Here is a 20,781-nt window from a genome sequence, read left to right as displayed (position 1 = left end):
GTGATTTCGGCGCGATCAAATCCGGCTACCTCTTCTGCCAGGGGCGCTATCTATATAGCCGTAAAGCGTCATGAAGCCGGTCCAGCCGAGCACTGTGAATAGCAGACTGGCGATCAGGTTCCAGTTGCGAAACGCAGCCAGTTGACTGGTGATGGAGGTAGGGATCTCCTTGGGCTGGCGTTCAATGGCAACGGCGATGGCCAGCAGGGCGACCGTCCCCAGGGCAGCTACGACCAGAAAGGTGGTATGCCAGTCAAAGCTGTTGCCAATCCAGGCGCCAGCAGGAACGCCGAGTACGTTGGCTATGGTGAGACCGGCAAACATCTGGCCTACGGCTCGTCCAGCCATTTTGTCTCGCACCATGCGGGTGGCAACCACTGCACCAATGCCGTAGAAAGGCCCCTGCGTCAGACCGGCCAATACCCGGCTGATAGCCAGGATCAGATAGTCGTTACTGAATGCTGAGAGCAGATTGGCAACGATAAACAGCGCCATCAGGCCCATCAATACCCGCTTTTTATCGAAGCGGCTCAGCCATAGAGTCAGGATTGGGCCGCCAATGACGATGGCCAGCGCATAGACGGTAATCAGGTTTCCGGCGCCACCTGCACTGACTCCAAGGCTTTCAGCCACTTGCGGCAGTATGCCAGCTATCACAAATTCGGCTGTGCCAATCGCAAAGGCCGAGAGAGTCAGGATCCAGATCTGGCCCGGTAATCGGTTGGTGTGATTCATCATGTGACCCCTGTTGCTCAGTTGATGAGGGCGCCCCCATCGAGATCGATGGTGGCTCCGGTCATAAAAGGGTTATCGATTGCCAGCAGGTAACCTGCCGCTATATCTTGCGCCCGGCCGTAGCGTCCGACCGGAAGTGTTGTTGCGGCTCGCTCCAGCATGGCCTGGCGAGCCTCCGGGGGCATCGCTTGATAGGCGCTGGTATCGGTCAGTCCCGGGCTGACGACATTGATCCGCAGGGGGGCCAGTTCGCGCGCCAGGATTTTTGCGCTAGCCTCCAGAGCTGCGTTCATGGTGGTTTTGACTAGCGTGCCTGGTACCGTTTTGCGGGCAAGAAAGCCGGAGGTCAGGGTGATGCTGCCAGTCGGCTTGAGGTACGGAGCTGCTGCTTTGATGATGGCAAGGGTGCCCCAGAATTTGGTATCAAAGGCAGACTTGGCAGCTGTATGATCGAGGGTCAAAAAACTGCCCCCCGGTGCCTGGGAGCCAGCAGTGATCACCAGATGATCCAGTGGACCATGGCGCTGAAAGAAGGCCTCCAGTGTGGCGGCGTCGGTCACATCGACGCCATCGCGGCGGCTGGCGGCGATCACCCGGCCGGGACGATTGCTCAGGGCTGCCACGACAGCCTCGCCAATGCCACTATGACCACCGATTACCACGGAGAGTGTTTGTTCAGTAAACGACATCATTGCTTCCTCTCTAAAAAATGTAGATAGCCGATCCGGATGAGGGCCATCACGGGTTGGCATGCGATAGAGAGAGGATATATTCGACAGTAATTCTTGATAATCACACTAAAGTTGAATTCATATTTTGGTAATGGCGAACAATAATGTTGGATAACCTGGCACTTTTTCTGACTATCGTTGAAAAAGGGGGGCTCTCCGCCGCCGGGCGTGAGCTGGGGCTCTCCCCTGCCACTGTTTCCGAGCGCCTCGCCGCTCTGGAGCATTACTACGGGGTCGCCCTGCTGACCCGCACAACGCGCTCCATCAGTCTTACCGAGGAGGGACGTCTGCTGGTGGAAGAGGGGCGCCGCTTGCTGGCTGATGCTGACGAATTGCAACGTCGCATTCAGTTCGGCAGTCAGGAGATGGCGGGCCCCATTCGCCTTAGTGCGCCAGTGGATCTGGGAAGTACCCGGTTGGTCCCTTTGCTGGATGAATTCATGGCGGCGCACCCCGGCGTCACTATCGATCTCAACCTAGCAGACGGGTATGTGGATCTGGTGGGGCAGGGGATCGATTTCGCCCTGCGTTACGGCACCCTTGCCGACAGTTCGCTGCGTGCCATTTCGCTGGGAGAGACCCGCAGGATGGTGTGCGCCTCCCCGGATTACTTGCAGCGGCGGGGCATTCCCCGTCATCCGGACGAGTTGCAGCGGCACGACTGTCTGGTGATGCGTTTTGGTGGTGCCCCCGATCGCAATTGGGGATTCGAGGTTAATGGAGCACCCTATCGGGTACAGGTGGCTGGCCAGCGGGTAACCAACAACGGTCTGCTGGTACGCCGCTGGTGTCTGCAGGGGTTGGGGCTCTGTTTCAAATCCTGGTGGGATGTGCAGGAGGATCTGGCCAGAGGCGCATTGCAGGAAGTGCTGGCCCCCTTTTCAACCACCCCTTCCCGCTTGCAACTGGTTTATCCCTCTAGTCGAAGTCAACCGCGCCGGGTGAGGGCCTTGATGGATGCGATCGCTGACCAGCTGGGTGCTGGGATCCCTCGCTAGCCGGGTTCCCTTGCGAGAGAGTGCGCTCAACAAGTGCCGCCACATGGGGGCGGTGGCGCGTGTTGTGAAGGCGGCGGGGTTAGCTGTGGATCGGGGTGACCCGGGTCAGCATGGCAAAGCCCTCTTCCACTTGAGTAAGCTCTACCTTGACCTCCCCCAACTCGGCGAGCGAGGCAACATGGGTGCCGCCGCAGGGAATGGTCACCTCCTGGCCTTCCAGCATGCAGTGCCAGTAACGGGAATCGATGATCGCCTCGCCAGCGCTGCTGCGGCGGATCTCGCTTCCGGCTGCGATCCAGTCGGCCAGTTGCTGGTTGGCTTTCTCTTCAATCTGCGCGAGATCTGCCAGCAGTGCTTCGCTGTTGACCCCTTTCTTGCGCAGACTCTTGCCGATGCGGTACTGCTCCCGCGAACCATAAGGCTCGACCCGAGAGCTTTGAATAGCCAGGCGGTCGACGTCGGGCTGGCCCAGTGCATCACGCTCGCTTACCTCCTTGCGCCAGTAGGGGATGAGAGCCCGGTTGAGGGCTAGTGCCGCCAGATGGCAGCCGCTATGGCCCAGACTCAGGGCGTGGCGGGTAGCGCTATCTACTTGTAATTCGACCTGGCTGCCAACGGCTACCGCGTGGTCTCCGGTCAGCGGGTGGACCACCACGAAACTCCACCCCTCTGCGCCCCGTTTGACCGGAATCGCAGTATCGACAAACAGCTCGCCATCCGGGCTGATGGCCCCCATCCGGCAAGGGCCAATGGCGGCTTCGCCCCCTTCCCAGCGAGCATTGCCCACATCCCCCGGCTGATCGGGCCAGAGGTGGCTCTGGGGATGAAAAGGGGTGAGGTCGGTGACCAGCAGCGTGGTGTCACCGCGCTGGCAGCAGACCACGCTGGCCTGCTCCTGATGATGGCCCAGTACGAAGCTGGCTCGGGTATGTTCCATGGCAAGGCTCCCGCAACGATAAATGAGAAGAGAAGGCGGCAGCATACGCCAAAGTGCGAAAGGGCTCATTAACCAGTGTTAATGAGCCCCTCTTCTCGGTTTTACGGTTCGCTAGATCATGGCAACCAGCAGATAGGCGTTGAGGCCGATCACCAGCGCAACGATAAGGCGTCCTACCGCCTGGGTGACGGGGTGGTTGCGATGTTGCCCCATCAGCGCCCGATCACCGGTCAGCATCAACAGCGGGATCAGGGCCAGCGCGATGCCAAAGCTCAGGATCACCTGACTCAACACCAGAATTTCGGTGGTGTTGAGCCCCATGGCGATCACCACGAAGGCGGGAGCCATGGTGATGGCGCGACGCAGCCAGAGCGGGATGGTAAAGCGGACAAAGCCCTGCATCACCACTTGCCCGGCCAGGGTGCCCACCACGGTAGAGCTGATGCCGGAGGCGACCAGCGAGAGGCCAAACAGGGTAGCCGCAGCCTGACCCAGCAGTGGAGTGAGGGTCTGGTAGGCGGATTCCAGCTCCGCCACCTGCTGGTGGCCCGAGCTGTGAAACGCGGCGGCTGCCATCGCCATCATCGCCAGATTGACGAAGCCGGCGATAGTCATGGCAATCGCCACATCGACCCGGGTAGTGTGCAGCCGCTGGCTGACCGAGCCCTGATCCTGCGTGTGCTGGGTCAGTGCCGAGTGCAGATAGATAACGTGGGGCATCACGGTGGCACCGAGCACACCTGCGGCCAGATAGACGGCATCGCTGTTGGGCAGACCGGGGAAGAGGGCGCCCTCCAGCAGGCTGGGCAGATGGGGGCGGGAGAAGACCAGCTCGACGATGTAGGCCGCCGCGACAAACAGCAGCAGGCCACCGACCACGAACTCCAGCGGTTTCTGGCCACGGGATTGCAGCATCAGGATCCCCCAGGTCACTACGGCGGTGATACAGGCTCCTTCAAGCAAGGTCACGCCAAGCAGCAGCTTGAAGCCGACTGCGGCGCCGATAAATTCGGCCAGATCGGTGGCCATGGCGATGATCTCTGCCTGCACCCAGTAGGCCCAGACCGCCGGTTTTGGCAGTCGGTCGCGGATGTGCTCCGCCAGATTTTTGCCGGTGACGATGCCAAGTTTGGCCGAGAGGGTCTGCACCAGCATGGCCATCAGGTTGGCCCATACCACCACCCAGAGCAGTTGGTAGCCAAAGGTAGAGCCCGCCTGAATATTGGTGGCGAAGTTGCCCGGGTCGATATAGCCGATGGCGGCGATAAAGGCAGGCCCGAGCAGGGTCAGTTTGAATTTGCGGGCTGGAATCGTAGTCGTCAGTGCGGGTTGCATGGCATCACCCTCCATAAGGATATGGAGAGAGAATAGATCTAAGTGATAATCATTATCAATTGTTGTTTCTGATGATTTCCATCGGGAAAAACATTTAAGGCGGTCAGTTGCAGTGAGGGATGTGATTTTGTACAATACGCCGCCCTAGAAAAGCAGCGACTAAACACCTTTATGTTCCTTGCCTCCGAGGTCTGGCTGCACCTGGGCGGAGGCTGAATTAATCCGTAAGGAGCTAAAATGCGTCATTACGAAATCGTCTTCATGGTTCATCCGGACCAGAGCGAGCAAGTTCCCGGCATGATCGAGCGTTACACCGGCGCCATCACCACCTCCGGTGGTACCATTCATCGCCTGGAAGATTGGGGCCGTCGTCAGCTGGCTTACCCGATCGACAAACTGCACAAAGCCCACTACGTTCTGATGAACGTAGAAGCAGAGCAAGCCGTTATCGATGAGCTGGAAACCAACTTCCGCTTCAACGATGCCGTTATCCGCAACATGATCATGCGCACCAAGCACGCCGTGACTGAAGTTTCTCCGATGGCCAAGGCCAAAGAAGAGCGCTTCACCCGTCGTGACGACGAGCGCCGCGAAGAAGCTACTGAAGCTGCTTCCGAAGAGTAATTCTGGATCACTGACTAGAGGATAAAGGCCATGGCACGTTATTTCCGTCGTCGTAAGTTCTGCCGCTTCACCGCCGAGAACGTTACCGAGATCGACTACAAAGATATCGTTACTCTGAAAAACTACATCACTGAATCTGGCAAGATCGTACCGAGCCGTATCACCGGTACCCGCGCCAAGTATCAGCGTCAGCTGGCACGCGCCATCAAGCGTGCTCGTTACCTGGCTCTGCTGCCGTACACCGATCTGCACAACAAGTAAGAATCGGTCCGGCACTTAAGCCTAACTCAACGAAATTTATAGAGGAAAGGTAATGCAAGTTATCCTGCTCGACAAAATCGCCAAACTGGGCGGTCTGGGTGACCAAGTTTCTGTTAAAGCTGGTTATGCCCGTAACTTCCTGATCCCGCAAGGCAAAGCTGTTATGGCCACCAAGGCCAACATCGAAGCTTTCGGTGCTCGTCGCGCTGAGCTGGAAGCCAAACTGGCTGCCAACAAAGCTGCTGCTGAAGAGCGTGCTGCCAAGCTGGCCGAACTGGCTACCGTGGTTATCGCTTCCAAGTCTGGCGACGAAGGCAAGCTGTTCGGTTCCATCGGTACCCGTGACGTGGCTGAAGCCATCACTGCTGCCGGCGTAGCCGTTGCCAAGAGCGAAGTCCGCATGGGCAACGTTCTGCGTAACACCGGTGACTACGAAGTTGCTGTTCAGCTGCACGCTGACGTTAAAGCAACCATACAGATCCAGGTTGTTGCCCTGTAATAGCGATTCGCTTTTGCAGAAAAAAACCCGCGCTTTTGCGCGGGTTTTTTATTTTCCGGCCCGGGGGTAGAGTGAAGGTCTGTTCCACAGGAGGAGATCCCTATGGCTTGGGTAGAAGGCCGCGTCATCGAACGCATCGAATGGACACCCACTCTGTTCTCCCTGCGGGTAGCGGCCGAGCTGGCCCCCTACAAGGCAGGTCAATTCACCAAGCTGGCCCTTGAGCAGGGCGATCGCCGCATTCAGCGCGCCTACTCCTTCGTCAATCCTCCCTCTGCGCTATACCACGAGTTCTATCTGGTCGAGATCCCGAGCGGTGAGCTGACTCCCTCGCTCGGCTCGCTGCAAGCAGGTGATACCCTGCTGGTGCAATCCCAGGCCACCGGCTTTCTTACGCTGGATGAGGTGCCCGCCGGGCGCGATCTCTGGCTGCTTTCTACCGGCACTGCCATCGGCCCGTTTCTTTCCATGCTGGCAGATGGGGAAGCCTTCAACCGTTTCGAGAATCTGGTGCTGGTGCACGGGGTGCGCAAAGGCGAAGAGCTGAGCTATCAGGATTTGATCGCCAGCTTTGCCGAGCAATATGGCGAGCGTTTCCGCTATGTCCCCTTTGTCAGCCGCGAGCCCTGGCCCGATGCAATGGCAGGGCGGATCCCGGCGGCGATTGCCAATGGTCAGCTGCAGGCGCGGGTGGGGTTGGAGTTCTCACCCGAGCGGAGTCAGGTGCTGATCTGTGGCAATCCGGAGATGGTGAAAGAGACCCAGCAGACTTTTCTGGCACTGGGGTTGGCCAAGAACCTGCGGCGGGCGCCGGGCAATATCAGTGCGGAGAATTATTGGTAAGACAATCAGCACAGGGGCTCCCGGCCCCTGCTGCATAAGCAAAAGGGGGGGTCAGTTTTTCTTGCCGTTGCCCTTGTGCTTGTCATGGTGTTTGTCGTGACCCTGTCCCGGGTTATTGCCGCTGTGGATGCTGCGGTTGTAGTGATCCCGGTACTTGCCATCCATCTTGTCGCAGTTGAGCTTGATCCGGCTGTCGCCAATGCCAAGATCCAGGCAGTTGTCTTGCCACCAGTCGTACTCTTTATCATCCCAGTCGAGATTGATCTTGAGGTCATCGCCGGAGATCTTGATGCCATCGCTATTTTTGCTTGGCGGTGCTGCAACCGCGATGCCGTGCGCCATCAGCAGGGAGAGCAGCAGGGCATTTTTGTTCAGCATGGTTCTGGTCGGTGCGCTCATATTGCAATACTCCATGACATTACTGGTTATTACCCTGAGGGGCGGAGAGCTGGTTGGTGCTGGGTGGCTGGTTGCGGTTCTCTTCATCTTCCAGATTGAACCTTACCGCCTTGCAGTCGGCAGGGGCGGTTTCGCCGACTCCCAAGTCGAGGCAGTCGTTCTGGGTCCATCCGAACTGCTTGTCATCCCAGTCCAGATTGAATTTAAGCTCATCGACGGAGAATTCGGAGCCACTGCTCTCTTGATATTGCTGTGTCGCAGCGGCGCTGCCGGTAACCAGAAGAAGGGAGAGTAGCAGAGTGGTCTTACTGTTCATGATGGCCTCGGATAATTGCAACGGTGGATGAGTGTACAGACCTGAGCTGAACCCGGGCGGAACTGTTCCCCATCTCACCACATGATCAAGTCAGGGAGGGATTGTATCGCGTTTCTGCTGCCGATTTGTCCGTTTTGGTCGCACTCTGGGCAGCTGGTTATCAATCTGAAGGAATTCAGTCATTGGCCCTTCTCTGTGCGAGTCTGGCGACTATAATCGGCAGCCAACTTTTCCTGCACAGCACACCCCTTCATCATGACCACACAGGACTCCTCCGCACTGCGCTACCCCAAGGGGTGGTTTGCTCTGACGACGGTATACAGTTTCACCGGACTGGCCATTCTGGCCTCTATCATCTTCTCCCTGCTGCTGTTCCTCTCCATCGATGACAACCCGCTGATGAAGTGGCTGTTTGGCGGGCTGGCCATCATCTTCGAGCTGGGCAAATTTTACGTCTGGTATGAATACGGTGAGCGCAAGGCGCGGCGGGATCTGGGCGGCGCTTTCTGGTCGCTGCTGTTCTACAGCGTGCTGGCGGCCATCTCCATCGGCGGCAGTATCGGCGGCATCAACAGCGCCACCAATACGGTACTGAGCCAGCAGGCGCGCCACGAGCGGGAGCTTGCCCGCTTCGATGAGCAGATCGCCAGCATCGAGCGGCAGATCCAGCTCAACGAGGAGGCGGCCCGCAAATATATCGAGTTGGAGCGCATCTCCAGCGGTGTCTCCTCGTTGCAGCACGCCAACACCAAGCTGCGCTTGCAGCAGGATGAGCTGCGCCAGCAGCGCGATGCCAAGCCGGTCAACGAACAATCCTCCATGCTGGGGCTGATGAGCAGTCTGGCGGACGGGGTGGGGATGAGCATCAGTCAGGTGCAGTTCCTGCTGGTCTGCTTCCTCTCGGTGCTGCTCGACGTGTTCGGCGCCTTCTTTGTCAGCCTAATCGGCGAGGAGAACCGCTTTCGCCGGATGTGGCGCTGGCAGCAGGAGCAAGCCCGCCTTGATGCGCAGGCAGCGCTGGCGATGGCTGCCCAGCCCGAGCCCATCATGCTCCCCGAGCCCGCCCCCGAAGTGCTGGCACAGGTGCGCGGTGCGCTGGTGAGCGGTGAGCTAAAGTGCAGCAAGCGCTCGGTGGCGCAGGCTTTGTCACTCTCGCTGGAGGAGGTGGATCGGGTGTTCCACCACCTGCTGTCGCAGGGGGTGCTGGGGCAGGGGAGCAATCGCCACTACTACCTCAATCCGGCGCTGGAGCAGCAACCCGGATAATGAAAAGGCCACCGGAACGCGGTGGCCTTTTTCGTTATCGAGTGGCGATGGCACTCAGTGAGTCAGCACCATCATCAAGCTGAGGAAGGCGGCCAGTCCGCCACCGATGCCGATGATCCAGTAAAACCCCTTGGCCCCCTGTTTGAGCGGGATGCGGAAGTAGAGCAGAAACGCCCACCACCCCAGTGCCAGCAACAGAGGAATAAGAAACATTCGAGCCATGGTGTCCTCGCTGTTATTCTGTTGACCCTTGATCAATCAACAGGATGGATTGTGCAATGACGCAACTACAGATTACCGCATTCGGTGACCCCTCGGTACTCAAGCTCAACCCTTCCCTCGATAAGGTGCCAGCCGATGGCGAAGTGCGGGTGCGCATCTGCTTTGCGGGGGTTAACCCCATCGATGCCAAAACCCGTGCCGGCCTTGGCTGGGCTGCGGCCCAGAACAAGGACAAGCTGCCCTGGACGCCGGGTTATGACATCTCCGGCGTGGTGGAGAAGGTAGGCCCCGGCGTGACCTCGCTGGTCGAGGGGGATCGTGTGTGCGGCATGGTCGGTTTTCCCCTCATCGCAGGTGGCTACGGGGAGTCTGTGGTGGCAAGCGAGAGCGAGCTGGTCAAGCTCGACGGGGTGAGCCTGCAGCAGGGGGCGGCGTTGCCGCTGGCCGGTCTCACCGCCTGGCAGGGGCTGTTTGAGCACGGCGCCCTTCAGAGCGGTCAGCGGGTATTGATCCTCGCCGGTGCCGGTGGCGTTGGCCATCTGGCAGTGCAGTTTGCCAGCGCTTATGGCGCCGAGGTGGTGGCTACCGCCAGCCCCGACAACCATGGCTTCCTGCACGCGCTGGGGGCCAGCAAGATGGTGGATTACCACGATGCAGACTGGGCCGCCCTGGTGGTGGCCGACGGTCTGGTCGATCTGGTGCTGGATCTGGTGGGCGGCGAGAGTGGCAAGGCGGCGCTCGCCTGCGTCAAGCCGGGTGGCCGTCTGGTGACTGTGCCTACCATCACCGCCCAGTTGATCAAGGAGGCTGGGGCTGCGGCGGGGATCGAGGTGGTCGGCATGCTGGTGCATCCCGACCAGCAGCAGCTGAGCCAGATGTTGATGCTGCTGCGTCAGGGGGAGGTGAAGGTTACCCTCGCCGGTGAATTCCCCTTGGCCGAGGGGGCGCTCGCCCATCAGGCCATCGAAGGGGGACATGTGCGCGGCAAACTGTTGCTGCGGATGCCTGCGGCCGACGGCTATCCCGGATGAGCGAGATGATGGAGATGGGTCTTGGCTGGCTGTTTCTGAGCGCCTTGTGTCCTTGCCTGGGTGGTGGGGACGCGCATCATGAATGAGTTAATGGAGATGGGGCTGGGGTGGCTCTTTTTAAGCGCATTCACCTCCGCTACCCTGCTGCCCGGTAGCTCCGAAGTGCTGCTGGGGGCCATGGCGACCAAGGGCGAGTGGAGCATGACCAGCCTGCTGCTGTGGGCGACGCTGGGCAATACCCTCGGCTCCATGACCACATGGTGGCTCGGCTGGCTCGCCACCTTCAAGAAGAAACCGGAAGATTTTCAAGGCCGTGGGGAACAAAAAGCCTTAGGCTGGCTCAAACAACATGGTCACTGGTGTCTGCTGCTTGCCTGGACGCCGGTGGTCGGTGATGGTCTCTGTCTGTTGGCCGGTTGGCTGCGCCTCTCCTTCTGGCGCTCTCTCATCCTGATCGGGCTCGGCAAATTGTTTCGTTATGCCCTGGTTTTTCTGTTGGCCAGTCACATTTTCTAGCCTGTATTTGTCACTCACGAGGTTACCGTGAACAAAGTCATACCTTTAACGATTCTGCTGGGCTTCACCCTGCCGGTGCTGGCGGCACCGACCCTGATCGCCGAACAGGGCAAGGAGGAGGGCAAGCTCGCCATCCCCTACCAGATGTACAAGCTGGACAACGGCCTGACCGTGATCCTGGCCCCCGATCGCTCCGATCCGCTGGTGCACCTCGATGTGACCTATCACGTCGGTTCATCCCGCGAGACGGTCGGCAAGTCCGGTTTCGCCCATTTTTTCGAGCACATGATGTTCCAGGGCTCGAAACACGTCGGTGATCAGGAGCATATGCGGATCATCAACGAGGCCGGTGGCGACATGAACGGCACCACCAACAAGGACCGCACCAACTACTACGAGACCGTGCCTGCCAACCAGCTGGAAAAAGTGCTCTGGCTGGAGGCGGATCGGATGGGCTTCCTGCTCGATGCGGTGAGCCAGAAGAAGTTCGAGATCCAGCGCGCCACCGTCAAGAACGAGCGGGCCCAGCGGGTCGATAACCAGCCATACGGGCTGGTGAGCGAGAAGGTTGGGGAGGCGCTCTATCCGCGTACTCACCCCTACTCCTGGCAGCCCATCGGCTACGTGGAAGATCTCGACCGGGTCGATGTGAACGACCTCAAGCAGTTCTTTCTGCGCTGGTATGGCCCCAACAACGCCACCCTGACTCTGGGCGGCGACTTTGACAGCAAGCAGGCCCTCGAGTGGATCGAGAAGTACTTCGGCTCCATCCTGCGCGGCCCGGACGTGGCCGAGCCGACGCCAAAGCCGGTGACCCTGCCCGAGACCCGTTACGTGACGCTGCAGGACAAGGTACACCTGCCGCTGCTCTATATCAGCTACCCCACCGTCTCCCTGGGCGATTCGCAGGAGCCTGCGCTCGACATGTTTGCCGACGTGCTGGGCGGTTCCGCCAGCTCCATGCTCTACCAGTCGCTGGTGAAAACCGGCAAGGCGATCGATGTGGGGGCGTCCCACTACTGCGAAGAGCTGGCCTGTACTCTGACCGTCTACGCCTATCCCAATCCGTCGCAGGATGGCAGCCTCAAGACCCTCAAGGGGGAGGTGGACAAGGTGATCGGCGAGTTCGCCCAGCGCGGCCTCAAGCCGGAAGATCTGGAGAAGGCGATCGCCAAGTACCGCGCCTCCGCCATCTGGGGTCTGGATAGCGTCTCCGGCAAGGTGAGCCAGCTCGCAATGGGTCAGGTGTTTACCCAGGATCCCAACTATGTGTTCAAGACCCTCGACGCCATCGGCAAGGTGACACCGGAGCAGGTGAAGGCCGCCTACGACCAGTTCATCGCCGGCAAGCCGGCGGTGGTGTTGAGCGTGGTGCCCAAGGGCAAGACCGAGTGGCAGGTTGCCACCCCGAACTTTACCCCCGCCAAGCGCGAGCTGCCCGATTACAGCAAGCATGACGAAGCGCTGGCCGAACGACCGGTTAAAGACAGTTTCGATCGCAGCGTGCAGCCCAAGACGGGCGAGGCGGTGAGCGTCAAGGTGCCCGCCATCTGGCACGGCAAGCTCGACAAGAACATCGAGATCATCGGCACCAAGAGTGACGAGATCCCGGCCGTCTCCATCATGATCGCCCTGCCGGGCGGCATTCGTGCCGAAGATAAAGGGCAACTGGGGCTGGCCAATCTGACCGCCGCCATGCTGGGACAGGGCTCGGTGCGCCTGACCGAGGCTCAGCTCAGCGACGAGCTGCAAAAGCTGGGATCTTCCATCGATGTTTCCAGTGCCCAGTACAACAACCTCGTGACCATCAGCTCGCTGGTGGACAAGTTGCCCCAGACGCTGGCGCTGGCACGGGAAGTGTTCGAGCGCCCCGGTATGCGGGAGGCGGACTTCGAGCGGGTCAAGGCGCAGCTGCTGCAAGGTATGCAGCAGGCTCAACAGCAGCCCGAGTGGCTGGCCGGGCAGGCGTTCCGCGAGCTGGTCTACGGCAAGCAGAATCGCCTCGGTCAACCTACCGACGGAGTACCTGCCGATGTGGCCAAGCTGACCCTGGCGGACGTGAAGCACTTCTATCAGGCCTACTACAACCCCACCAACGCCAAAGTGGTGGTGGTCGGTGATGTGGACCAGAAGCAGATCGAGGAGCAACTTGGCTTCCTGACCGAGTGGAAGGGGGCCACGCCGACTCTGGGGGATCTCAAGCTCAAGGGTGAGCAGGCCAAGCCGGGCATCTATCTGGTCGACAAGCCGGGGGCGCCCCAGTCGGTGATCCGTATCGGTCGTCGCGCCATGCCGTTCGATACCACGGGTGACTACTTCACCGCCGGGCTGATGAACTTCAACCTGGGTGGCAACTTCAACAGCCGCATCAACCTCAACCTGCGGGAAGAGAAGGGCTACACCTACGGCGCCAGCTCGGGTTTCTCCGCCAACCGCGAGGTGGGCACCTTCGCCACCGGCGCCAATGTGCGGGCCGATGCGACCGTCGATGCCATCCGCCAGTTCCTCAAGGAGATGGACAACTACCGCAAGAGCGGCCCGACCCCGGTCGAGCTGGCCTATATGCGCAGCGCTGTCTCCCAGCAGGATGCCCTCTCTTACGAGACCTTGGGCCAGAAGGCGGGCTTCCTGCTGCAGATGGTGATGTATGACCTGAAGCCGGACTATGTGCAGGCCCAGAACAACCTGATCAAGACGGTGTCGCCCGAGGCGCTCAAGGCGAGTGCTGCCCGCTGGCTCAATCCGGCCGACATGGTGATCGTGGTGGTGGGAGACAAGCAAAAGCTTGAAAAACCCCTGCAGGAGCTTCATCTTCCCATCTATCCGCTGCAGTTGCCGTAACTGACGCTTTATAAAAATCAAGAGCCGCCCCGGATGGGGCGGCCTCACATGAGCCGTGAATATGACTACAACAAGCTTGTCGCTCACCGAGTTGCTGAATGCGTTGGGATCACCGGAGCGCCTCACCGCGCTCAAGGGGATCCGGCGCGGGATCGAACGTGAATGCCTGCGCATCACGCCGGATGGCCGACTCGCCCAGAGTGACCATCCCCGGGCGCTGGGCTCGGCCCTGACCCATCCCAATATCACCACCGACTACTCGGAGAGTCTGCTGGAGTTCATCACCCCGGCTACCGACTCCCTCGACAGCCTGATGGAGCAGCTCGGCGACATCCATCACCATGTGATTCAGCATCTGGGTGACGAGCGGATCTGGCCGCTCTCCATGCCCTGCTTCGTTGGCGGTGAGGAGAGCATCCGACTGGCCCAGTACGGCAGCTCCAATATCGGCAAGATGAAGACTCTCTACCGTCAAGGCTTGAAGAACCGCTACGGCAGCCTGATGCAGGTGATCGCCGGGGTGCACTTCAACTTCTCCATGCCAGACAGCTTCTGGAGCGAGTGGCAGGATCTGGTGTGCGAAGGGTGCTGCAGCCAGCGCTTTATCTCCGACAAGTACATGGGGCTTATTCGCAACGTCTACCGCTTCGGCTGGCTGGTGCCCTATCTGTTCGGCGCCTCCCCGGCCATCTGCGAATCCTTCCTCAAAGGGCGCAAGAGCAACCTGCCGTTCGAGAAGACCGGCAAGGGCACCCTCTATCTGCCTTACGCCACCGCGCTGCGTCTCTCCGATCTCGGCTATACCAACAGCGCCCAGGCTGGGCTCAAGATCAGCCATGACAATCTGCCGGCCTATGTCAGCAGCCTGCGCCGCGCCATCAACACCCACAATCCCGACTTTGCCAAGATCGGGGTCAAGGTGGATGGGGAGTATCGCCAGCTCAACGACAACGTGTTGCAGCTGGAGAATGAGCTCTACGCCCCAATCCGCCCCAAGCGCACCCCGCGCAGCGGCGAGAAGCCCTCGGATGCGCTGGATCAGCGCGGCATCGAATACATCGAGCTGCGCACCGTAGACGTCAACCCCTTCACCCCGCTCGGCATCGACGCAGACCAGATCCGCTTCTTCGACCTGTTCCTGGTCTGGTGCCTGCTGCGCCCCTCTCCGGTGCTGAGTGACGAGGAGATTGCCCGCAACCGCCGCAACCAGAACAAGGTGGTGCTGGAAGGGCGTCGTCCCGGCCTGACGCTGGAAGATGAGCAGGGCAATGCCATTGGCCTCAAAGAGTACGGCCTCAAACTGTTCGACGAGCTGGCTCAGGTGGCCGATCTGCTGGATCGCTGCTGCGGCCGCAACCGCTATCGCGAGACGCTGGCGATGCACCGCGAGAAGCTGCTCAACCCCGAGCTCACCTACTCCGCCCGTATGCTCAAGGAGCTGCTGGAGAGCGGCAAGGACAACGGCTGCTACGGCGACAAGCTGGCGACCCGCTATCGCGAGGAGCTGCTGGCAGGCGAACTGCAGTACTGGGATGAGGCCTACTTTGCCGGTGAGGCGAAGGATTCGCTGGCCAAGCAGCGTGAACGCGAGCGCAGCGACAGCCTGTCGTTCGATGACTTCTTGGCCGACTACTTCGGGACCAGTACCACCACGGCCTGAAGGCGGGTTCGTATCAACCAAAGTGCCAACAAAAAGCCGCTCGAGTGAGCGGCTTTTTTATTTCTCTGAACCTGAGCGATATCAGACGTGGTTATACATGGCCTCGATTTCACTCTGGTACTTGGCTTCGATGATCTTGCGGCGCAGCTTCATGGTGGGGGTGAGTTCACCCAGCTCCATGGAGAAGGCGCTCGGCAGCAGGGTGAACTTCTTTACCTGCTCGAACTTGGCCAGCTCTTTTTGCAAGTCGGCGATGCGTGCTTCGAAGAACTCCATTACCCGGGAGTGGCGCAGCAGCTCGGTCTTGCACTGGTACTGCAGGTTGATGGAACGGGCGTACTCCTCCAGCGACTCGAAGCAGGGGACGATCAACGCCGAGACGAAGTGGCGGGCATCGGCGACGATGGCGATCTGCTCGATAAAGCGATCCTTGCCGATGGTCCCTTCCACCAGTTGCGGTGCCACGTACTTGCCGTTGGAGGTCTTCATCAGCTCCTTGAGACGCTCGGTGAAGTAGATATTGCCCTGGCTGTCGAGCTCACCGGCATCGCCGGTACGCAGGAAGCCATCCTCGGTCATCACCTCGGCGGTCGCGTCCGGCTTGTTGTAGTAGCCGCGCATCACGGTGGGGGAGCGCACCAGCAGCTCGTTGTTCTCACCCAGCTTCACTTCGATACCGTTCAGTGCCGTGCCGATGGAGCCGAGCTTGAACTGCTGATCTTCGTAGCAGCAGACGGTGGCCGTGGTTTCGGTCATGCCGTAGCCGTACTTGAGGTTGAGTCCCATGGCCTGGAAGAAGAGGTTCACATCGTCGGCCAGACGGGCGCCCGCCACCGGCAGGAAGCGGGTGCTGCCGCCGAAGCGGGCGCGCAGCTTGCGAAACACCAGCCGCTCGGCGAGCCAGAGCTGGCCGTAGAGCAGCGGGGAGGCGGACTTGCCAGCCTGACGGGTGGCGACCATCTGCTTGCCGACGCGAGTGGCCCAGCCAAACAGGGCCTGACGCAGGGCCGGCGCCTGAGCGACTTTGGCCTGGATCATGGCGTAGGCCTTCTCGTAGAGGCGTGGCACGGCGCACATCACGGTCGGCTGCACCTCGCCAATCACATCCATCACCTTCTGCGGATCGCGGATATAGACGTTCTCGGCGCCGCAGTAGAGCACGTAGTAGCTCCAAGCGCGCTCGAACACGTGGCTGAGCGGCAGCATGCAGAGCGACACATCCTGCTCGTTCAGATCCAGACGGCTGTTGTGCATCTCGAAGCAGGCGGCGATGTTGCTGAAGTCGAGCATGACCCCTTTGGGTTCGCCGGTGGTGCCGGAGGTGTAGATCAGGGTCAGCAGATCATCCATCCGGTACTGGGTTTCCCGTACTCGCAGTTCCTGCTCGCTGGGCTGATGGTTGCCGGAGACCAGAAATGTCTGGAAGTGGCTCGCCTGCTCGCAGCCGCGCAGATTGACGTTGCCATCGAGGGCGATGAGCTGGCGGATCTCGCCGCTTTCAATCAGTTGCAGCGCCTGATCGAACTGGGGTTGTTCGCCAACGAACAGCACCTTGATGCCGGCATCTTTGACGATGTAGCGCAGCTGATCGAGCGTACTGGTGGGGTAGATAGGGACGCTGACACCGCGGGCGGCCAAGATGCCGAGATCGGCCTGGGTCCACTCCGGCATGTTGCGGGCATAGATGCCGACCATCTCGGTGGGCTGGTGGCCGGCGCGGATCAGCGCCTGTGCGCAGTAGTCCATGGCCTGGCCCAGAGTACGCCAGCCGATGGCGCGCCACTGGCCATCTTGCTGAACCCGCAGGGCAGCCTTGTTGCCAAGCTGGGCAATACGTTCACGCATCAGTCGAACCAGATGAAGCTTCGGCATCAGTTAAACATCCTTTAATTACAGTTGTACGCCCGCGAGGGCACTAAAAATCGGGCTAGAGTTTAAACTCCAACATTACAGCTTACAAGTGTTCGCTGTTTGTCTTGGATCACAAAGAGCGCAAATAGCTCTCCCTTTGCGCAGACTGGCCGATACTGCTAGGAGGCAGAGAGAGGGTTAACGATATGAATCTGTGGGTGAAAGGGGCGTTGGCCGCGGTCGGGCTGATGGTGGTGGGGGGCGGAGCTGCCTGGTTTTTTTGGAGTTCGGGATCGCAGGGGCCCGCCAATCCCTGGTATCAGGGGGCCGAGGGGTATCAGCAGGCGCAGCAACAGGCACTGGCGTTGGGCTATCCCTTGCTCTATGTGCTGGAGACCCCCAAGTGCCGCCGCTGCGGCGATCTGGAGAAGAAATTCTGGCAGAGCAAGGAGATGGCTGGCCCGCTCGCCCGGCTGGTGAAGGTGCGGATCAACCCGGGCAAGGGGGATGGCAGCGAGCAGATCCTGCGCCGCTTTCCCAAGGTTGCCACGCCGCCCGGCATCTATATCCAGCAGCCGGGCCGGCCCCTCAGACCCATCAAGATAGTGGTGGATATCGACCAGATCTGGATGCCGGGGAAAACCTGGCAGCGTGGCTTCTATATGCCGCTCTCCGGGGCCGGATTCGAGGCGGTGGTGCATACCACCCTGACCTTGCAGGATCCCGCGCTGGACAATGCCCCCCTCGATTGAGGGGGACAAAAGGCATGGGTGCGACGAACAGGCTGGATCAGCCGAAATCGAACAGTCGCGACATCAACACCGCATCTTCCCTGTCGTTACCGGTGCCGTAGTAGTCGGCGCGGCGGCAATACTCGGCAAAACCGGCGCTCTCATAGAGGGAGATAGCGGTTTTATTGCCCGCCCGCACCTCGAGAAACCAGGCCTCTGCCCCGGCTTGCTTGCTGCGCGCCAGATAGGCCTGCAACAGCGCTCGTCCCAACCCCTTGCCCTGAAACGCCGGATGCACGCAGATGTTCATCAGCGAGCTGTCGCCGGCCACCAGATCCGAGATATAGAAGCCCGCCGGGCGACCATCGACCAGCATCAAGCCGTTGAGATAGCGAGGGCCGAAGCAGGAGAGCAGGTTGGCCTCACTCCACGGCTCCTTGTGAGCGGCTTGCTCGATGGGGTAGACAAGGTCGAAATCGGCTTCGAGCAGGGGGCGAAACTCAGGCATGGGGGCTCCGGATGGCAGCATTGTGGGCATAAAGGTTGGCAGACGCGGCGTATGTAAAATCAGGTAAAAAGAGCAGCATCACAGTGGGACTTGGCGGCATGATGCAGGATCACGCCACGCTGGCCGCAAGGTGTTGGCGCAGCTGTTGCCACAGGGCACGCTTTTGCGCGGCGCTGGGGGCGAGCGGGCAGATCAGCGCATCAGGCCGCTCGGGGTTGGCCTCCGTCAGCCAGAGTAGGGGGGAGGCGCCCGCCGTTTGCAGGTCGGCAGGCGGTAGCTCGCTGAGCAGTGAGACCTCGTCGGGGGTCATGCCGAGCAGCTGGCAGATATCAGCCAGCAGCGTAGTGGCAGGCAGCTGAGGCGCCAGCAACCAGAGTTTGCCGCTGGGCAGCGGAGCTCTGGTGGCCGGTGCTGTCTGGTCGGGCTGCACGGCATCTTGCGCAAGCTCGGGCGCGAGATCTGCACTCAGTAATGCCGGGCGACGCAGTTGCCAGCTTTGAATGCCCATGCGGGCCAACATGCTCTGACGAACGGGATCTTGCATTTGAGGCGACTCACTCTTGATCTGCATTGGGGAAAATTGTGTTGCGCAGGGTACACTCGAACCGCTTTTGCTGCACCCTTTGCAACGCATCATCTGGCGCATGCGGGCATGGTGCCATCACGACACGGGCTATGCATGGGCGCAGCACGCTGCCGATATGGTATCGCACTGCCTTTGCGTTTTTTCCTGCCAGAGGCGGGTATTGTGCGGCAAGAGATACCAGAATAAACATCATAACAAGACAAAACCCAAGGTCGAGCAAATGGATATCGCGCCTTGGGGCTAACATCATCCCAGCTTCGGAACACTCTCTATGTCGTCTTTAGCTCAAGCCCAGAATCCTGCGCGTCTTATTCCCATCCAGGAGCGCTTGCCCCGGCTGCTGGCCGCCCTCGGTGAGGGACTCTACGAACGGCAGGATGCCTTGCGCCTCGGTTTGCTTGCTGCCCTCAGCGGTGATAGTGTCTTCTTGCTGGGGCCACCCGGTATTGCCAAGAGCCTGATCGCCCGCCGCCTCAAGCTGGCCTTTCACGACGCCCGCCACTTTGAATACCTGATGACCCGTTTCAGTACGCCGGAGGAGGTGTTTGGCCCCCTCTCCATTCAGGCGCTGAAAGAGGATGGCAAATATCTGCGTCTCACCACAGGTTATCTGCCTGAGGCCGAAGTGGTGTTCCTCGACGAGATCTGGAAGGCGGGCCCTGCCATCCTCAACACCCTGCTCACCGCCATCAACGAGCGGCAGTTTCGTAATGGCGACAGCCAGCACCCCATCCCGATGCGCTTGCTGGTGACTGCCTCCAACGAGCTGCCGGCGCCAGACAGCGGGCTGGAAGCGCTCTACGACCGGATGCTGGTGCGGATCTGGATGGACCGGGTGCAGGAGAAAGCCAACTTTCAATCCATGCTGGCCAGCGATGGTCACGCCCACCAGAACTTGCCGGAATCCCTGCAGATCCGCGGGGATGAGTACGAGCTGTGGCAGAGCCAGATTGAACAGGTGCGCCTGCCGGATGCCTGTTTCGAGCTCATCTATCAGCTGCGCCAGCAGCTCGACAGCCAGCTGGCCCATCGCTGCTATGTGTCGGATCGCCGCTGGAAGAAGGCGGTACGGCTTATCAAGGCGAGCGCCTTCTTCAATGGCCGCGATGAGGTCGCACCGGTAGATCTGCTGCTGTTCAAGGATTGTCTCTGGCATGACGAGGAGTCCCGCACCGCCCTGCTGGAGATGATGACCGAATTCTCCCGTCTCTACGGCTATCAGCAACTGGCGATGACCCGCCAGCTACTCGCCCTTCGGGATCAGTTCAAACAGCTCAGACAGAGCGTGGCCCAGCGCCTGTGCACAAAGGCTCGGCAACGCAAGCAGTGGTTTGGCCGACGGGCCCGGGGTATCGAGATCCCGCTTGCCAATGCCAGACCCTTTGGCAAACAGGTGCACTTCCATCTGATCACTCCGGCGCCGCTGGATGGCAGCGATCCCGAGCGTCTCACCCGCACTCTGGTGTTCGATCGCACCCTGCTCTCCCACTGGCGCCCCACCGGTGAGGCACTGGTGGGTTATGAGTTTGGCAACCCGAAAGAGGGGCATTACGAGCTGGTGCTGGACGATGAGCTACGGCTGCAGGTGCTCGATATCCAGCGCCAGCAGATCCCGTTGGTATTGATGGAGCGCAACGCCATCCCCGAGGTGGTGCTGGCGCCCTGGTTGCAGTCGCTCGACGAGCTGCTGGTTCAGGTCGGCAAGGTGATGCAGATGCTCAAGCAGCAGCGCAGCCTGTTCGAGCGTCATCAACAACACCTCTTTATCGACTCACGCTGGTTGCAGCAGGTGGAAGACAGCTTCTTCGTGCTGAACCGGGATCTCGAACTGCTGCGCAGCGAGTTGGTGCAGTGGCGCGAGCGGTTGCCAAGGCTGGACGAGTAAGGAGCG

At 60.2% G+C, this 20,781-nt stretch carries 22 protein-coding genes; 12 read left to right on the top strand and 10 right to left on the bottom strand.

The annotated features are described in order from the left end of the window. Window positions 1-15 precede the first annotated feature (15 nt). Window positions 16-738: an MFS transporter gene (locus ACW5W8_RS01010; RefSeq protein WP_498626015.1), complete on the bottom strand. Its 723-nt coding sequence runs from the start codon at window positions 736-738 to the stop codon at window positions 16-18. A gap of 14 nt (window positions 739-752) precedes the next feature. After that, window positions 753-1,427, bottom strand: coding sequence for an SDR family oxidoreductase (locus ACW5W8_RS01005; RefSeq protein WP_498626014.1), 675 nt, complete (start codon window positions 1,425-1,427; stop codon window positions 753-755). Window positions 1,428-1,570: 143 nt separating this feature from the next. On the opposite strand from ACW5W8_RS01005, the gene ACW5W8_RS01000 reads away from it, so the two are divergent. Next, window positions 1,571-2,464, top strand: coding sequence for a LysR family transcriptional regulator (locus tag ACW5W8_RS01000; protein WP_498626012.1), 894 nt, complete (start codon window positions 1,571-1,573; stop codon window positions 2,462-2,464). A gap of 79 nt (window positions 2,465-2,543) precedes the next feature. Here the strand turns inward: ACW5W8_RS01000 and ACW5W8_RS00995 are convergent, their stop codons facing one another. Together ACW5W8_RS00995 and ACW5W8_RS00990 are read right to left on the bottom strand one after the other, a co-directional pair. After that, the gene (locus ACW5W8_RS00995) at window positions 2,544-3,401 is read right to left on the bottom strand and encodes an alanyl-tRNA editing protein (protein WP_498626010.1); all 858 of its coding nucleotides are present in this window, start codon (window positions 3,399-3,401) and stop codon (window positions 2,544-2,546) included. A 111-nt stretch (window positions 3,402-3,512) separates the two neighbouring features. Then, the gene (locus ACW5W8_RS00990) at window positions 3,513-4,736 is read right to left on the bottom strand and encodes an Nramp family divalent metal transporter (RefSeq protein ID WP_498626008.1); all 1,224 of its coding nucleotides are present in this window, start codon (window positions 4,734-4,736) and stop codon (window positions 3,513-3,515) included. Between the two features lie 237 nt (window positions 4,737-4,973). On the opposite strand from ACW5W8_RS00990, the gene rpsF reads away from it, so the two are divergent. The 4 genes from rpsF (at window position 4,974) to ACW5W8_RS00970 (ending at window position 6,963) form a co-directional block, all read left to right on the top strand. Next, the gene (gene rpsF, locus ACW5W8_RS00985; RefSeq protein WP_005308887.1) at window positions 4,974-5,360 is read left to right on the top strand and encodes a 30S ribosomal protein S6; all 387 of its coding nucleotides are present in this window, start codon (window positions 4,974-4,976) and stop codon (window positions 5,358-5,360) included. Between the two features lie 30 nt (window positions 5,361-5,390). Then, the gene (gene rpsR, locus ACW5W8_RS00980; RefSeq protein WP_005308890.1) at window positions 5,391-5,621 is read left to right on the top strand and encodes a 30S ribosomal protein S18; all 231 of its coding nucleotides are present in this window, start codon (window positions 5,391-5,393) and stop codon (window positions 5,619-5,621) included. A gap of 52 nt (window positions 5,622-5,673) precedes the next feature. Continuing rightward, a complete protein-coding gene (gene rplI, locus ACW5W8_RS00975) occupies window positions 5,674-6,120 on the top strand; it encodes a 50S ribosomal protein L9 (RefSeq protein ID WP_498626006.1) in 447 nt (148 codons plus the stop codon). Between the two features lie 102 nt (window positions 6,121-6,222). Then, window positions 6,223-6,963, top strand: coding sequence for a ferredoxin--NADP reductase (locus ACW5W8_RS00970; RefSeq protein ID WP_498626004.1), 741 nt, complete (start codon window positions 6,223-6,225; stop codon window positions 6,961-6,963). 51 nt (window positions 6,964-7,014) lie between these two features. Here the strand turns inward: ACW5W8_RS00970 and ACW5W8_RS00965 are convergent, their stop codons facing one another. Next, window positions 7,015-7,341, bottom strand: a complete 327-nt coding sequence (locus ACW5W8_RS00965; protein ID WP_498626112.1) for a hypothetical protein — start codon at window positions 7,339-7,341, stop codon at window positions 7,015-7,017. Window positions 7,342-7,381: 40 nt separating this feature from the next. Then, a complete protein-coding gene (locus ACW5W8_RS00960) occupies window positions 7,382-7,678 on the bottom strand; it encodes a hypothetical protein (RefSeq protein ID WP_498626003.1) in 297 nt (98 codons plus the stop codon). A gap of 255 nt (window positions 7,679-7,933) precedes the next feature. Between ACW5W8_RS00960 and ACW5W8_RS00955 the strand changes: the two genes are divergently transcribed. Beyond that, window positions 7,934-8,944, top strand: coding sequence for a Preprotein translocase subunit SecY (locus ACW5W8_RS00955; RefSeq protein WP_498626002.1), 1,011 nt, complete (start codon window positions 7,934-7,936; stop codon window positions 8,942-8,944). Between the two features lie 54 nt (window positions 8,945-8,998). Here the strand turns inward: ACW5W8_RS00955 and ACW5W8_RS00950 are convergent, their stop codons facing one another. Then, window positions 8,999-9,166, bottom strand: coding sequence for a hypothetical protein (locus ACW5W8_RS00950; RefSeq protein ID WP_005308905.1), 168 nt, complete (start codon window positions 9,164-9,166; stop codon window positions 8,999-9,001). A gap of 56 nt (window positions 9,167-9,222) precedes the next feature. Here ACW5W8_RS00950 and ACW5W8_RS00945 point away from each other — a divergent pair, with 56 nt between their 5' ends. The 4 genes from ACW5W8_RS00945 to gshA all read left to right on the top strand — a co-directional run bounded on the left by ACW5W8_RS00945 (window position 9,223) and on the right by gshA (window position 15,214). After that, complete coding sequence (locus tag ACW5W8_RS00945; RefSeq protein ID WP_498626000.1) at window positions 9,223-10,197, top strand: NADP-dependent oxidoreductase; 975 nt, start codon at window positions 9,223-9,225, stop codon at window positions 10,195-10,197. 78 nt (window positions 10,198-10,275) lie between these two features. Beyond that, on the top strand, window positions 10,276-10,713 hold the full coding sequence (locus ACW5W8_RS00940; RefSeq protein ID WP_498625999.1) for a YqaA family protein: 438 nt from the start codon (window positions 10,276-10,278) through the stop codon (window positions 10,711-10,713). Between the two features lie 27 nt (window positions 10,714-10,740). Beyond that, a complete protein-coding gene (locus ACW5W8_RS00935) occupies window positions 10,741-13,554 on the top strand; it encodes a M16 family metallopeptidase (RefSeq protein WP_498625998.1) in 2,814 nt (937 codons plus the stop codon). 61 nt (window positions 13,555-13,615) lie between these two features. After that, window positions 13,616-15,214, top strand: a complete 1,599-nt coding sequence (gshA, locus tag ACW5W8_RS00930; RefSeq protein WP_498625997.1) for a glutamate--cysteine ligase — start codon at window positions 13,616-13,618, stop codon at window positions 15,212-15,214. Between the two features lie 81 nt (window positions 15,215-15,295). On the opposite strand, the gene ACW5W8_RS00925 is transcribed toward gshA, so the two are convergent. After that, window positions 15,296-17,086: an AMP-dependent synthetase/ligase gene (locus ACW5W8_RS00925; RefSeq protein WP_498625996.1), complete on the bottom strand. Its 1,791-nt coding sequence runs from the start codon at window positions 17,084-17,086 to the stop codon at window positions 15,296-15,298. Between the two features lie 185 nt (window positions 17,087-17,271). Between ACW5W8_RS00925 and ACW5W8_RS00920 the strand changes: the two genes are divergently transcribed. Continuing rightward, a complete protein-coding gene (locus ACW5W8_RS00920) occupies window positions 17,272-17,817 on the top strand; it encodes a hypothetical protein (protein WP_498625995.1) in 546 nt (181 codons plus the stop codon). Window positions 17,818-17,854: 37 nt separating this feature from the next. Here the strand turns inward: ACW5W8_RS00920 and rimI are convergent, their stop codons facing one another. Together rimI and ACW5W8_RS00910 are read right to left on the bottom strand one after the other, a co-directional pair. Then, the gene (gene rimI / locus ACW5W8_RS00915) at window positions 17,855-18,304 is read right to left on the bottom strand and encodes a ribosomal protein S18-alanine N-acetyltransferase (protein WP_498625994.1); all 450 of its coding nucleotides are present in this window, start codon (window positions 18,302-18,304) and stop codon (window positions 17,855-17,857) included. A 109-nt stretch (window positions 18,305-18,413) separates the two neighbouring features. Further along, window positions 18,414-18,848: a DNA polymerase III subunit psi gene (locus ACW5W8_RS00910; protein WP_498625993.1), complete on the bottom strand. Its 435-nt coding sequence runs from the start codon at window positions 18,846-18,848 to the stop codon at window positions 18,414-18,416. 313 nt (window positions 18,849-19,161) lie between these two features. Here ACW5W8_RS00910 and ACW5W8_RS00905 point away from each other — a divergent pair, with 313 nt between their 5' ends. After that, a complete protein-coding gene (locus ACW5W8_RS00905) occupies window positions 19,162-20,775 on the top strand; it encodes an ATPase RavA domain-containing protein (protein ID WP_498625992.1) in 1,614 nt (537 codons plus the stop codon). Window positions 20,776-20,781: the final 6 nt, after the last annotated feature.

This window comes from Aeromonas aquatilis, assembly GCF_054052405.1.
Note: the sequence above shows the minus strand (reverse complement) of the source record. Positions and strands in the feature narration are given on the sequence as shown.

What these genes read in the sequence shown, in the direction of transcription:
- ACW5W8_RS01010 (WP_498626015.1), bottom strand. Translation starts at nt 738, where the DNA reads ATGATGAATCACACCAACCGATTACCGGGCCAGATCTGGATCCTGACT.
- ACW5W8_RS01005 (WP_498626014.1), bottom strand. Translation starts at nt 1,427, where the DNA reads ATGATGTCGTTTACTGAACAAACACTCTCCGTGGTAATCGGTGGTCAT.
- ACW5W8_RS01000 (WP_498626012.1), top strand. Translation starts at nt 1,571, where the DNA reads ATGTTGGATAACCTGGCACTTTTTCTGACTATCGTTGAAAAAGGGGGG.
- ACW5W8_RS00995 (WP_498626010.1), bottom strand. Translation starts at nt 3,401, where the DNA reads ATGGAACATACCCGAGCCAGCTTCGTACTGGGCCATCATCAGGAGCAG.
- ACW5W8_RS00990 (WP_498626008.1), bottom strand. Translation starts at nt 4,736, where the DNA reads ATGCAACCCGCACTGACGACTACGATTCCAGCCCGCAAATTCAAACTG.
- rpsF (WP_005308887.1), top strand. Translation starts at nt 4,974, where the DNA reads ATGCGTCATTACGAAATCGTCTTCATGGTTCATCCGGACCAGAGCGAG.
- rpsR (WP_005308890.1), top strand. Translation starts at nt 5,391, where the DNA reads ATGGCACGTTATTTCCGTCGTCGTAAGTTCTGCCGCTTCACCGCCGAG.
- rplI (WP_498626006.1), top strand. Translation starts at nt 5,674, where the DNA reads ATGCAAGTTATCCTGCTCGACAAAATCGCCAAACTGGGCGGTCTGGGT.
- ACW5W8_RS00970 (WP_498626004.1), top strand. Translation starts at nt 6,223, where the DNA reads ATGGCTTGGGTAGAAGGCCGCGTCATCGAACGCATCGAATGGACACCC.
- ACW5W8_RS00965 (WP_498626112.1), bottom strand. Translation starts at nt 7,341, where the DNA reads ATGCTGAACAAAAATGCCCTGCTGCTCTCCCTGCTGATGGCGCACGGC.
- ACW5W8_RS00960 (WP_498626003.1), bottom strand. Translation starts at nt 7,678, where the DNA reads ATGAACAGTAAGACCACTCTGCTACTCTCCCTTCTTCTGGTTACCGGC.
- ACW5W8_RS00955 (WP_498626002.1), top strand. Translation starts at nt 7,934, where the DNA reads ATGACCACACAGGACTCCTCCGCACTGCGCTACCCCAAGGGGTGGTTT.
- ACW5W8_RS00950 (WP_005308905.1), bottom strand. Translation starts at nt 9,166, where the DNA reads ATGGCTCGAATGTTTCTTATTCCTCTGTTGCTGGCACTGGGGTGGTGG.
- ACW5W8_RS00945 (WP_498626000.1), top strand. Translation starts at nt 9,223, where the DNA reads ATGACGCAACTACAGATTACCGCATTCGGTGACCCCTCGGTACTCAAG.
- ACW5W8_RS00940 (WP_498625999.1), top strand. Translation starts at nt 10,276, where the DNA reads ATGAATGAGTTAATGGAGATGGGGCTGGGGTGGCTCTTTTTAAGCGCA.
- gshA (WP_498625997.1), top strand. Translation starts at nt 13,616, where the DNA reads ATGACTACAACAAGCTTGTCGCTCACCGAGTTGCTGAATGCGTTGGGA.
- ACW5W8_RS00925 (WP_498625996.1), bottom strand. Translation starts at nt 17,086, where the DNA reads ATGCCGAAGCTTCATCTGGTTCGACTGATGCGTGAACGTATTGCCCAG.
- ACW5W8_RS00920 (WP_498625995.1), top strand. Translation starts at nt 17,272, where the DNA reads ATGAATCTGTGGGTGAAAGGGGCGTTGGCCGCGGTCGGGCTGATGGTG.
- rimI (WP_498625994.1), bottom strand. Translation starts at nt 18,304, where the DNA reads ATGCCTGAGTTTCGCCCCCTGCTCGAAGCCGATTTCGACCTTGTCTAC.
- ACW5W8_RS00910 (WP_498625993.1), bottom strand. Translation starts at nt 18,848, where the DNA reads ATGCAAGATCCCGTTCGTCAGAGCATGTTGGCCCGCATGGGCATTCAA.
- ACW5W8_RS00905 (WP_498625992.1), top strand. Translation starts at nt 19,162, where the DNA reads ATGTCGTCTTTAGCTCAAGCCCAGAATCCTGCGCGTCTTATTCCCATC.